This window comes from Chryseobacterium candidae, assembly GCF_004916905.1.
Taxonomy (GTDB): domain Bacteria; phylum Bacteroidota; class Bacteroidia; order Flavobacteriales; family Weeksellaceae; genus Chryseobacterium; species Chryseobacterium candidae.
Genome location: NZ_SDLV01000023.1, coordinates 19,313 through 32,663 on the forward strand (window position 1 = coordinate 19,313; position 13,351 = coordinate 32,663).

At 38.1% G+C, this 13,351-nt stretch carries 10 protein-coding genes; 2 read left to right on the forward strand and 8 right to left on the reverse strand.

Translation table 11 applies throughout. From position 1 onward, the window contains the following. Window positions 1–3 precede the first annotated feature (3 nt). On the reverse strand, window positions 4–1,347 hold the full coding sequence (locus tag EK417_RS11285; protein WP_110367722.1) for an MFS transporter: 1,344 nt from the start codon (window positions 1,345–1,347) through the stop codon (window positions 4–6). Further along, window positions 1,344–2,789: a mannitol dehydrogenase family protein gene (locus EK417_RS11290; protein WP_076597624.1), complete on the reverse strand. Its 1,446-nt coding sequence runs from the start codon at window positions 2,787–2,789 to the stop codon at window positions 1,344–1,346. The genes EK417_RS11285 and EK417_RS11290 overlap by 4 nt, the downstream gene beginning before the upstream one ends. Before the next feature lie 160 nt (window positions 2,790–2,949). Between EK417_RS11290 and EK417_RS11295 the strand changes: the two genes are divergently transcribed. Next, entirely contained in the window at window positions 2,950–3,957 is a 1,008-nt protein-coding gene (locus EK417_RS11295; protein WP_136522214.1) for a LacI family DNA-binding transcriptional regulator, read from the forward strand. A 394-nt stretch (window positions 3,958–4,351) separates the two neighbouring features. Here the strand turns inward: EK417_RS11295 and EK417_RS11300 are convergent, their stop codons facing one another. The 4 genes from EK417_RS11300 to EK417_RS21095 form a co-directional block, all read right to left on the reverse strand. Then, on the reverse strand, window positions 4,352–4,546 hold the full coding sequence (locus tag EK417_RS11300) for a LapA family protein (protein ID WP_076597626.1): 195 nt from the start codon (window positions 4,544–4,546) through the stop codon (window positions 4,352–4,354). A 150-nt stretch (window positions 4,547–4,696) separates the two neighbouring features. After that, window positions 4,697–5,803 carry a DUF4377 domain-containing protein gene (locus tag EK417_RS11305; RefSeq protein ID WP_076597627.1) on the reverse strand — a complete coding sequence of 369 codons (1,107 nt, stop codon included), beginning with the start codon at window positions 5,801–5,803 and terminating at the stop codon, window positions 4,697–4,699. 515 nt (window positions 5,804–6,318) lie between these two features. Continuing rightward, entirely contained in the window at window positions 6,319–6,513 is a 195-nt protein-coding gene (locus EK417_RS11310) for an HU family DNA-binding protein (RefSeq protein WP_170872103.1), read from the reverse strand. A 356-nt stretch (window positions 6,514–6,869) separates the two neighbouring features. Beyond that, window positions 6,870–7,022 carry a hypothetical protein gene (locus tag EK417_RS21095; RefSeq protein WP_168801984.1) on the reverse strand — a complete coding sequence of 51 codons (153 nt, stop codon included), beginning with the start codon at window positions 7,020–7,022 and terminating at the stop codon, window positions 6,870–6,872. 3 nt (window positions 7,023–7,025) lie between these two features. Between EK417_RS21095 and EK417_RS11315 the strand changes: the two genes are divergently transcribed. Beyond that, window positions 7,026–7,520: a response regulator transcription factor gene (locus tag EK417_RS11315; protein ID WP_083688922.1), complete on the forward strand. Its 495-nt coding sequence runs from the start codon at window positions 7,026–7,028 to the stop codon at window positions 7,518–7,520. Between the two features lie 296 nt (window positions 7,521–7,816). Here the strand turns inward: EK417_RS11315 and EK417_RS11320 are convergent, their stop codons facing one another. Then, window positions 7,817–10,384, reverse strand: a complete 2,568-nt coding sequence (locus tag EK417_RS11320; RefSeq protein ID WP_168801985.1) for a T9SS type A sorting domain-containing protein — start codon at window positions 10,382–10,384, stop codon at window positions 7,817–7,819. Window positions 10,385–11,574: 1,190 nt separating this feature from the next. Next, complete coding sequence (locus EK417_RS11325) at window positions 11,575–12,744, reverse strand: hypothetical protein (RefSeq protein WP_136522216.1); 1,170 nt, start codon at window positions 12,742–12,744, stop codon at window positions 11,575–11,577. Window positions 12,745–13,351: the final 607 nt, after the last annotated feature.

Here is a 13,351-nt window from a genome sequence, read left to right on the forward strand (position 1 = left end):
ATATCAGATAAGATCCTTTTCTCGTACTTTAGACCCAAATAAAGCATATCCAAGCATCAGTAATTCACAGATTACGGTAAGAGACCATGTCCATCTCCATGATCCGAAAATATCTGCCAAACCTCCCTGAATAAGGGTGAAAATAGCTCCCCCAAATACAGCAGAAATAAATATTCCGGAAGCTTTTGAGGTATATTTGTTTAATCCTTTTATGGAAAGTGAATAAATACAGCTCCACATAGAGGAATGCAGTAAACCTATAGCCACCAGAAACCAAAGATTTTGTGTAATCATAGAAACCAGGGCAAGTATAGCAGCCAAAATCGTTGTGACAATCAACTGTGTCCTTGCTGATATTTTGTTAAAAAAACTGGATATTGATCTTCCTACAAGAAATCCTCCCCAATAGAGGGTAGATAATAAAGCATGGATTCCAAAATCTACTCCGCCGATAATAATATCTGTTTTCCCAAAGAAATTGATGGGATGCCCTGAATCCATCAGCTCAAAAGCATAGAGATTAATATTAGCACCTATCGCAACCTCTGTTCCTACGTAAAAAAATATGGCACCTACCCCTAAAACAAAGTGCCTGAAAGACCAGATGCTCCTTTCCAGCTTCTCCCCATCTACAGCTCTGGTATTCGCAATATCCGGCAGATGAAGTCTTTTAGTAACCAAAATAATAATCAGGATGCACAGGATGAGCATAGAAAGTGGAAACAATAATTGTTTGATCTCTATATTTTCAATGGAAATACCACTAAACATCACTACTGTAACAAAGAAAGGTGCTGACGTGGTTCCTATAGAATTGATTGCTGTCAAAATATTCAGCCGCTGTACTGGCTGAGTGCCTTTCATCTCATAAGATGCAGCATAAGGGTTGACCACTACCTGGATAACTGCTGCTGATGTTCCCATCAAATAAGACCCAATGATAAAAATGATAAAGCCCAACGGAATAATGGCATCCCTGATGCTGAATTTCAAATCTGGATATTGAGTTCCCATCCAAGATGAGCACAGATACATAAACAGCCCCGAGATCATAAAAAGAAGTCCCCGTAAAATTGTGTTTTTGTATCCGTAAGCATTGACCCATTTACTTCCCAAAGTCCCGTTCAGCAGGTAACCCAAAAAGAAGAAAAAGGTGGTAAGTGTCGTCAATGTGTTTCTAAGACTGCCAGCATGGCTGAGAAATGTAAATTTTAAGGGGGCCTGCAGCTGTTCGTTTACGGTAGTCAAAAATCCGACAATGAAATAAATGAATGTAATAATTGCAAATGGAAGAACAGCGTGATTATGCTTTCCTCCTGATGGCTGTATATCTGGTTGTATAATCATGGTAATTTATTTAGAATTGATTGTAAAACAGGACTGGTTCCCTGATTCTTAATTTCATCTGCAAACCGCGCGTATAGCTTCACAAATTTATCCGAAGACCTTAGTCCAGTACTCTTAAAAGATGACAGTTCTAAAAAGTCTAACGGTTCAACGCTTAAGATCAGTTGCTCATCATCCGGAGTCAGCCAAGGCTCAGAAACCTCATAAGAATTCCCTTTGTCATCCTTTTTGTATTTGAGATAATGCCTGTAGGCAGCGATAAGAAAAGCAAGTCTTGTAAGGTCTGCATCGGCTTTAATCATTTTGTCCAGATTTGGCGTGATATACACCGGAAATTTTGAGATCCCGTCAAAACACAACCTTGCCACCTGATCGCTCACACTTTGATTAGAGAATCTTTCGAGAAGCGTTTTTTTGTATTCTTCCAGGTTTGTATTTTTAGGAACAGGAACAAAAGGGGTGATATCAATATCCATAAAATCACGAACAAACTTTTTGAGATTCTGGTTTTCCATGGCTTGGTCCACTTTACGGTATCCCATAAGAAAAGAAGGGTAAGAGAGCAGGGTGTGTGAAGCATTTAAAAGGCTCAGTTTCATATTCTCAAAAGCTGTCACATCATCTGTAAATTCCACTCCAACTCTTTCCCATTCAGGTCTTCCGGCAATAAAGTCATCCTCTATTACCCATTGTATGAAATCTTCACAGTAAACAGGAGCCAGGTCCGCAATTCCGCTGGAGCTGTTCAGTCTGGTAATATCTTCAGAAGTTGTGGACGGAGTAATGCGGTCTACCATACTGTTGGGAAAGGTAACATGGTTTTTTACCCATTCTGCAAGATCTTTGTCCCAGGCTTGTATAAATTCGGTAAAAGCTTGCTTAGACGTGTTACCATTATGCTGTAGATTATCACAGGAAAGAATCGTAACGCCTCCGTTATTCCTCATTTTCCTCCTGCTCAGACCTTCTGCGATGAATCCGAAAACAGTGGAAGGATTTTCAGTATTGCGCAGATCCTCCTGAATTTTTTTATCTGCTAACAAAAATTTGCCTGTTTCCTTATCAAGATTATATCCTCCTTCCGTAATCGTTAAGGTGATTATTTTAACATTGCTGTCTGCAATTTTTTCTTTCACCGCTTCCGGATCTTCAATCCCCCAGATGAGTTCATTTAATGATCCTATTTTGTAGACTTGATTTGTTTCATTTCTTCCACATACTGTAAGTGTATAATCAAGATTCTGAGCTTTAAGGTCATTGATAATCTTTTCATCGGAAGGCAATAGGCATACTCCACAGATTCCCCATTGCTGCTGGTCTTCAAATTCCAATAATTTATTGGTGTAAAACTGCTGATGAGCTCTATGGAAATTTCCTACACCAATGTGTAAAATTCCCGTCTTTATCTTTTGAGGATCATAATGATAAGAAATGGTATTCATAGGTAAATTCTTAGTAAATTAGTGAATGGGTTAAAACTATATTAACAATCTGTTCACATTTCATTTTTTTTATAAAATTTCTATTGGGAACGTTCTCAAAATTCCGGGCACGTTCCCAATTGCCGATTTTTTTTATTAATTTTAACAAAAACATAGTCCCATGAAGCGAGCAACCATTAAAGATTTGTCAAAATTTTTGTCATTATCTACCTCTACCATCTCCCGGGCACTGCTTAATGATAAAAATGTAAATTTTGAAACGCGTCAACGGGTACTGGATGCTGCAGATCAGTTAGGATATAAACCTAATCTGACTGCTCTGAATTTAAAGTCCGGAAAATCAAAGACAATAGGGATTGTGGTCCCCGAGATGGTGACTCCTTTTTCGGCAAAGGTGCTTGAAGGGATTCAGAATGTGCTATATCCTTTAGGTTACAGACTTGTGATCACCCAATGTGATGAGAATCCGCTAATCGAAAGGGAAAACCTGGAACTTCTGGAAGGATTTGATGTAGACGGGATCATTATCAATGTATGTCATGAAACCTTTAATAATGATATATACAGGCGTATAATGGGACAGGGAATTCCTTTGGTTTTTTTCGACAGAATTCCCGATAAAGCTCTGGATGTTTCAAAGGTAATTGTGGATGATTATATTAAAACATCTCTAATGGTGGAGCATCTCGTTGAAACCGGTAGAAAAAGAATAGCGTATATCATGGGACCGCCAACAATCAGAAATGTCAGAGAACGATTTAACGGATATAAGCGTATTGTGGATAAATACGGTATCTTTGATAAGCGTCTGATTACCCAAACGGAAGGAATGACTTTTAATGATGGGAGAAATGCGATACAGCAGTTATTAGATAAAAAGGTAGAGTTTGACAGTGTCTTTGCATTCAGTGATACCCTTGCAATTGGAGCTATGAATTTTCTTCTTGAAAAGAGTCTAAGAATTCCCGGTGACGTAGCCGTTGCAAGTTTTTCAGGAACTGAATTATCTACGATGGTTTATCCTCAACTGACCAGTGTGCAGCAACCCTTAACAAAAATGGGTGAAATTGCAGCAGAACTAATCTTAGAAAAAATAAAAGATAATTCTACACCAAGCAAAACTGTTTCACTGGATGCATTATTGGTATTCAGAACATCAACTTTGTAAAAAATACCAGGTAAAAACATACTTACATGTACCGCAAATCAGCTTTACTACATATAACAATCTCTATTACTTGCAGACAACCAACACCTTATATTTTTAGTTTCATATATAAAAATGTATGATTGTCCATAAGAGTTCAATCAAAAAAATGAAAGCTGCCCCCTGCACAAATGCCCAATCGATGAACTTCAACCCGACTTTGAACATTGCTTTGTTAGCAGTTCGTTGTTTATATCACACCATATACTCCTGAATTAGCTCCTGATATTGTCTATATGAAATAACTTCATCATTTGCGTTATCCGGGTGTGTACGATGCGTATTTAATGAAATGCTTACGCAAGGGGTATTTTTTTCCGTTGTTAATCTTTGTAGCAGTTCTTTTAATGCTATGTTATTTTTTTCTGTTAAATGATTTTGCGGTGTAAAATCCTATGAAGAATACAATAGCGATAAGTATTACCAACGGTAACTCAAAACTAAATACTGTAAATTTTACTTTGACATTTTCAAGGTTTTGACCAATAAAAACCAAAAGTAAAATCAATAAAGCGATATCGATAACTTGACGGATAGAAATGTTTTTCATCAGTATTATTTTTTAAAGTTCAGTCATTCTTTTCGGGTACTATATATGATAGATTTGCTTCTCGGGAAAAAACTACCATTTATAGTATCCATAGGTTATATCTGACGTTTTCATAATCACATTGAAACTTGCCAATCGTTTTATACTTATCTATTTTCCCAATTGAAAAACAGCAATAGGTGACATTCGGTTTTTGTTCAGCGACAGCCGTTTACCATCTGCGCTTACCGTAAAATTATTTACGTTTTGTATTTGTTTGGAATATTCGATTTCGTTTATTTGTCCATTTTTGCAGGCCATTCTTGTACTTGCCAGCGCATTGATTTTCAACGCATAGATATTTTCCATTTCATACGTTGACCTCATCAGGTTGCAACCCACCTTTGTTTCTACACGTTTGTCTTTAGTATGAAAAATGATGTAGTAATCTTTTCCATCAGCCATAACAGTCTTACCCATAAACTCTACCAATGTCCATCTCTTATCTGTAATAGTTTCATTATTTGGCAACTGACCGGTGTTGCTGTTTTGTCCGCTGTTTTTGGTAATACTGATTATTTTTTGTTCTGTTTTTACAACAGGTTGAGTGGTGTCATACACAAAATCAAGATTAATGGTAACTATGTCTCCTTTGTTCAAACTCTTTATGGCAGCTACATAAGGTTTATTCAAATCTTTTTTGTAATAGTCACTGATCAGTACAGCATATTCTTTCAGCTTTTCTGTGCCGGCTTTACCATTGATCAAATGATTTTTGTAATCTATAATGCTAAACTTGGCCAAGTTGCCGGATTCGCCACATCTGTCAGGGCACAAAGCAGTACGCCCCATACATTGGTGAAAATCTGTGCCATTATAACGGGCTGTAAAAAGGTGCGATGAAGTAAATGGTTTTTTACTTAATTGATTGTTAGAAAGCGTAGGTAACATCTTTTTTTTGCTTAGTTCTTTCACCAGGGTTATTTTGACACTGGAGGCATCTGCCTGAGGATCTTCTACTTTTTCTTCTTTGATCACGAGTTCATATTCATAGCCCTCCTGGTAATTAAAACCTTCTATATGATCATAAAAATAACCCCAATACTTTTGGTCTTCCGACCATTTTACCTGCATACAGCGCGTCATTCCGGCTCCGGCATCACAAGGTTTGGTTTCAGCCCCGATCAAGATTGTTTTTTCTTTGAATTTTTGAGTTGCATTACAAGCTAATAGCGTTAAGGATAAGATGCAGGTTGTAATTAAAGATTTGTAATTCATTCGTAATTGATTAGAAAAACTGACTCTCTGCAGTCGGTTTCAAATTATTATGTAAATGTGTTTTTATGTTTATTAATGTAAGTGTATGATAGGGTTTTTGATCCTATCCTGGATTTCTCAACGGTATGTAAAAATATGTTCTTCATTGTTCATCATCGTTTTTTTGAGCAATGTTTCAAATTCTCTGGCACAGAGGACAGATCAGTCAGTCCATAAAAAGCGGGATGCCAACATCCCGCCCAACTTAAAAATTGTATAATTTGAATCTCTAGAATTCATGGTTAAAATTATAAACAATAATAATTTATGGATATCTGTAAAATCTACACTGTTATATTCTTAACTCTTAGCGAAGAGTTGAACAACTTATACTTATGAATTAAGCAACTCTTAAGCGCGCCCGCTCTGATGCTATTTAGATCTCCTGAATGCAACGGCCTTCAGAGCAGTGTTGATACGTTGCTCGGCCCGGTAGTTCACTCTGACCTCACGATCTTTTCATTGGACAGGCTTCCCTAAATCACATTATACAGTGCAATGGCAACTCCTCTGATATCAGCTTCGGACAATGCAGAGAATTTTTCTATCTGTTTACAGAGATCTTCTACTGTGATCTCATCGTCATTGATGGCTACCGCATACCATTTCTTTTTTACATCGTCTGTCACACCAGGCTGGACTCTCTGGATCAGATTGTACTTGATAGACATAATATTGTATTCATCAATTTATGTTTACAAAGCTAAGAGCAATTCTAAAAGGAATAAATAGTAGAAATCTGTCATTTTATTATCTGTTATAATTAGGTTACTTTGTTTCAGTCGGAAAGACTGCTGGTTATTGGTCTTCTCTGTTTTTTATTCTTTCACTTGATTATTGAGGTTGCAGGAGTGGGCAGATAATATACTTACAAAAAATGAAAAGACTGAATCACATTGACACAGATGCCTTTATCCGTTTTTTCAAAATAGACGGAGAAGAGCCCGCTACGGATTACCTCAGCTATTTTTCCGGTTTTATAGAAAGGATAGAGGATTTTGCGATAGCGCCGTTTTGCTGGGCAGTGTCAAACCATTACACGCTTAGGCTGGAACATGTGAGCCATAACATTGATGAGTTTACGCCCTATTCCAAAGAAGAATGGCTCACCCGGGATGCTGCTTACTTTTCTGAGCTTTACCATCCCGATGACCGGGCCTTTATCCGGTCGGCCATCCATTTTATGACCGACATTTATCTTGGGGAAGGAGAATTGGCCAGAGAAGGCATCAGGTTTAGTATTTATGTGAGGATGATAAGCCGGAACAATATCTACCGCTGGGTGCTGATGCAGTTTGCACAGCAGTTCATCAGCTTGGCAAAAAATCTGGAAAGTGTCCTGTTTGTGGTCTATGATATGGATGGGCTTCAGGACAGGGATGTCCCGTTGCTGTCTATGGTAGACCATACTAATGGAAAATCGACCCATTATATCTATGAAGAACAGCAAATAAAACAGCAGCATACCAGCCCGGTTATTCTCACGCGTCGTGAGAAGGAGGTACTGGCGCTGATATTCAAAGGCTTCACTACACCACAGATCGCAGAAAAGCTTTTTATCTCATACCATACGGTAGAAAATCACAAACGCAACCTTAGGCAGAAGACCAATACCAAAACCACCGGTGAGCTGGTGGCCTATACGATAAAGCACCTGGGTGCTGAGCTGGGATCCTAGGAAAACCTGGCAGTCTACACCAACGGCAATATCACGAACCAAAGAACATAATTTGATCCGGAATGGCCTCCTCTTCTATTTGGGTTGCCTGTTTTATATGTTTAAAAGATCAACGGGAGTATAGCAACAAGCATTTTTCTACGCAAAAAAATCTGAACTTTATTAAGTTATCCCTATTCATAGTCATTACATCACAAATGGTAAATTTTTGAGCCTTTAAAGCAGAGGACTCTCATTCAATAAAAAAGACTGCCCAAAAATGAGCAGTCTTACTTTTATGGTAAAGGATTATGAGATTACTTCACCATCACTTTATAGGATTTTACAAATGATTTATTTTCTAACTTAATGATATAGATCCCGGTTGGTAATGCAGTGGTATTAATTTCTGTATTTGCATTGAGCTTGCCGGTCTTCACAACCTGTCCCATAGCAGAGTACATAGTATAATTCCCTTCATCCAGACCAGATACCATCAGATTGTTACCTGCCTGTACAGGATTAGGATATACTTTGACATCCTTTGCAACATCTGTTATGTTTAGCTCTTTTTCAGTGGTATTGGAACCGTTCTTCATAAATGCAGCATATGGAGAAAGTGGGGAATCTGGTGCTCCTCTTTTTACAAGGTCTGTATCTACCAAAGCCTGGATACCGTCTTTGTCACTATCGTTGATTATAGAGATAAATCCACCGTCTAATGTATCAAGATTGGCTTTCCCGATCTGGTGCAAGTCAAAATCTAAACCGTTGGAAGTGATATCCAAGAAATCCGGAAGGTAATCACCGTCTGTATTTTTAATCAGATATTTCATTACTCCAGAATCAGGATAAGTTTCCAAAATATCGGCAATACCATTATTACCTATTGCAATATTGCTGTCAATCACTCCATTACGGTCGGTATCAATCTGGTATATAATTGATGTTGGGATTCCGGATTCAAACAGATCCAGAACGCCATCGTTATCAGAATCCAGATCACGGTAGTTCGGTACGCCATCTCCCAAAACTGGCAATAACAGAAGATTACCCTCATTATCATCATTCTCGAAGAGTCCATTTTTATCAAAATCTTCAACAGCATCAGGAATCCCGTCGTTATCAGAATCCAGGTCACAAGCATCTAAGATACCATCACCATCTGTATCCAATACAGGTGATTTGTCGTTTACTACTGAACATCCCTCTGCGCAGTCCGGTATTCCGTTTCCATTAAGGTCTATACTGTCATCACCGTTAGGACAACGATCGAAGCAGTTTGGCACTCCGTCATTGTCATCATCTTTGCTGGCAAAAGCATTATAAATATTGTAGCCCTGGCCCAGGCTGACGGATAGCAGTGTACTGAAGGTAATTTTTATACGGTTAAAAGGTTGGGTAGACCTACCCCCAACATAGAACCTGTTGCTTCCACCTGTAAGTAAGTTCCCGGAGATCAAGCTTCCGGATGAGAAGGTGTCTGTTAATGTATTTCCGTTATAGAACTGCACGGTAATGGCATCAAAAATACCTACACCGATCAAACTTCCCGATTTTTCGAGAGTATAGCCTGCCACTGTATTGGCCGGAAGCATACTATTGGTACTAACGGTCAAACTACCAGGCAAAAGAAATACCCCTAGCAATGGAGCCGTGAGCTTGGCGTAATTGTTCGGATTATTGTCTACCACAGCACCAGGATTTGATAGATTTGGTGCAAAAAGACCCAAACCAGAATTGGTCCATCCATATCCGTCTACGATATTTCCGGAAATAGAAGACCCGCTTGTCTGGATCTTATCGTCACATTCGCAACCTATAGGTTCTTCGAAGGCATAATACACTTTCAGCTTTCCTAAATTGAAACCAATTCCCTGAGTAACTTTCAACCTTACCTCGTTGAAAGGCTTCGTGGTGGTGAGGGTTACTTTTTGTTTTGCAGAACCAAAGCTTATAACCTTGATATTCATCAGACCTCCGCCATCAGATAATCTTCTGGAATCCTGAAGTTGCCCAAATAGATAGGTTTCAACAGTAATGGTCTTTAGAAACTCCGCACTCAACAGTTTCCCCTGATCATCGGGCTCTATAACAAATCCTGTTCTGTTGCCAGCGGGGTAGACCTGATTCTTATCTAAAACCCCTACAGAATAAGATCCCAGCAACCCGACAGGAAGAACAATAGATCCGTAAGAATTTTTATTGCCATCTCCAATCTTTTCTTTGTCCACAACAAATGAAAGTGGTGAAATGAAACTACTGCTTCCTGATACGTTACCATCTACACCGCTACCGGCAATGATATCATCACAGATGCCATTCTTATCGGTTGGTACTGCAGAGGGATCGAAAGCGAAGGCATAATACACATTCAAAGCGCTGAACAAAGAAAGCACATTGGTTTGATAGAGCCTTACCTCATTGAACGCTTTCGTTGTTTTTAAATGCAGGAATATTCTGTTTTTACTACCCCCGAATGCCGGTACGGATAGCAAAGTACTGCTTGTTGTTGTCTCCTGCAGGACACCGTTTTTATAGGTACTGATCCTCAAAGAGCTCAGCAGGTCTATGGTGATAAAACTTGCCCCGAGATCAACATTAAATCCTGTGATATAACCAGCCGGATAAGTTGTGTTATTATTTTTTACAGAAATTCCGTTTCCACTCACTAAAGAAGCAAAGTTACCCAGGCTCACTTTATTATCAAGATTGGCATCTACCACAGGGGTCATACTTCCATTGTAACATGCTAAGCAAATCCCCGAATTATTTACAGGTTTTGCCTCTACTCCCATCCCGCGGATAGGTTCGTAGCCTTGCTGTGCAAATGCTATAGCAGACATCAGGAATGTCATCAGCATAACAGCTAATTTTTTTGTCATTTTTTTTGTCATTTTTTTGTTTTTTTAAGTTTTTGTTTAGTTTAATTTATCAGGTTTCAGAATATTAATTTTTCAGATTTAAGGATCCGTCCATAAGCTCCAGAGTTTCCATTAATACAGCAAACCTTTTTGGTAGTGACAAGACCTTTTGTGTTGGATTCCAAACTTGTCTGTACTCCGGTTCTGCTCATTTCCCAATCACGGTTGCCAATCTGCTGTAAGGTAATGCCTGTTGTATTGGAGGATCATAGCAAGCACATTGGAGGGTGTTGGTATTAAAGGCAAAAAAAATATATCCGATTCTCCGGAAAATGTTATCATTAGCTTTGCCACAGAGTTTATATTGGATGCATCAATGCAAATCCTGCAGCCTGAAAGAGATCAAACAGGTATCTCACACACCATTACTTTGTTTATTATCCGTTCTAAAAACTGCAGTCATTTCTTCCTACAGGTGGTAACACGATGGAATTCCCCTCCTGACTATTCAAATAATCTAAAAGTGTGAAGATATGGAAGCACCAGATGGCTGTTGCCCAACCTGTGTACCGGAAAAATCCGGTATATCATCTATCGCAGAGCTTAATGACAATGGTTTAATATCCTTCGCATCTATGTTGAATATTGCTGATGATATCTCTAGGCCTCTTCTGCTATCAGAGATAAAGTAAGATAGAAGAAGCGATGATAAGTTTTCGTTATGTTATTGTAAGTCTCTGTAAAGACGATTCACAAAGTTACTGTCATTCACAATTGGAGTAGTTTTATAAGTGCTTGCTGTAGACGTATAAAACCCATTAAACGTATCGTATAGCCCTGAAACTGCTGATTGCACCGTAATTAATATGCTGACAACAGTACAAAGGAGAAAAAATTATTTTTCATTCATAATGAATATTTTATGGTCAAATAACAATGATTATAGAGCACTCTATGGCTGTCTTATCCCTTTTATTTTAAAACATAACCCAACAATGTTCAAATTTAAAAAAGAGATAAGTCCATTAGAGTATTTAATTTAAATGAATTTCCGATATGTTACCTAAGTTGAAAATGCTATAAAAACACCTAAAACTTTGCTGAGTTTACGCCCTTGCGAGCCTTAAAAACACTTATAAAATCAAATAAAACTTAGCGAACCTTGCGTTAAAATAGTTTTAGGTAATAGAACAAGGATTCATATAATTTAATTAATACATACCTGTCCATATTGTACCGTTACACCCTTCGTGTCTCTTCAGGTTAGAATTGTACCGAATTGCGCCTTCTTCAGCAGCAGTACAAGAGTCATTATTCGGTTTGGAAACGCCCTTCATTTGAATAGCCGCACCATTCCCTGTAACAGAACCGGCAGAAGGCCTCATATTGATTCCTACTACGGTATTATCTGCATTATTTTCATTAAAAAATACATGTGTCTTATTGGCATAAACGTTTTCATTGCCTGCGCCCTGTCCGTTAATTCCAAGAACTATCGATCCATTACCAGAAATCGCTTTATTTCCTGTCCCAAATGTAAAGGAACCAATCCCTACATTATTTGAAGATCCTACAGCTACTCCACCATCATTTGTGTTAGTAAATCCTAAGGTTATCCCAGTTGTACCGCTAACTGTATTCAAATTTCCGAATACCAAGTTATAGGCTCCTGTTGCGGAATTAGAATTGCCAATTACTTTTGCTCCTCTTGTCACTGTGTTGCGTGATCCAATAGCAACAGATGGAGACTCACCATTGATTGCAGTAACTGAATTATTTCTTCCTATTGCAACATTGGAAGATGATGAATCGATTGAATTATTGGTTCCCCAGGAAAAGGCTGCATAATTACCTGCGAATTCAGTAGAGTTCCCCCCCCGTAAAGTTCCGTTGGCATCCAATATCGCTTTCACATTTTTCTTAGTGGCAAAAACAAGATTCTGGCCGTCATTTGTTCCCAGGTAATTGCCTGTGCTGATATCGGTTCCCAAAGCTGCCGATGTGGCGGTGGTTCCTGTATTACCATTGGTGTTCCAATCAATAGGAGAAGCTACCCAGCGGGCATTACCATCTGAATCGGATATCAGTACATTGCCTGCGGCTTGTGAACCATCGGCCAAACGCAAGCCGGAGCCGGCGGTAGAGGATACAATGTGAAGCTTAGTAGCAGGATTTGTAACGTTGATGCCAACATTACCGTTATCCAATACTGTAACGATCTCTGCAGTGGAAGAATTGACTTCTAACGCTTTGGTGGCAGAGGTGTTTCCTTTTGATAAGATATCAAGAGATGCACTAGGGTTATCCGCATTAATCCCTACCTGGCCGAATGCCATAGAGCTTCCTGATAGCAATAAAAATGTAAATAGGTTTTTTTTCATTTTTTGGTTTTAATTAATAATTTATTTTAAATAATTGTGTCTTTTAAATTTGTGTGAACTCATTCCATTCTGTCCGATTTTAATCATCTTTATTCATCTTTATCTGATGTAAATAGATTAAAATCAATAGCACTATAGGTCTTTTTGAAAAACATATTTACCTATTTCTTGAACTAATATTGAATAAGTGCTATTGATAATTGGTTATATAAAGAATTCTTTCTGCAAGCTTAGGACGATATCCTCAGATCATAATCTGCAATTTTTAAACAGTGTCATGCTCTGTCTGTGGATGCTATTATTTGTAAAAGATGTAGGTCAAAAAAAGCGTTTTGGAAAGTGTAAAATTTTCGTGCTTTAAAAAACAGAAAAAATCACAAAAGAATTTATTGAGTCAAAACATCTTGCTCAAAATTCATTCTTATAAAATATTGACAGTGCTAATTTTTATAACGAAAGCATCTTTACAAAAGCCTAAAGTTAAATAAGTAACGCGATAATGGAAGTACTTCCGCAGTAAGAGTTCCTGTAGGTGAGGATAGTAGATTTAATTTTCATTTGTTTGTGTGTTTTTTAGGTTATTAATTTATTGCCACGATGGATTTAT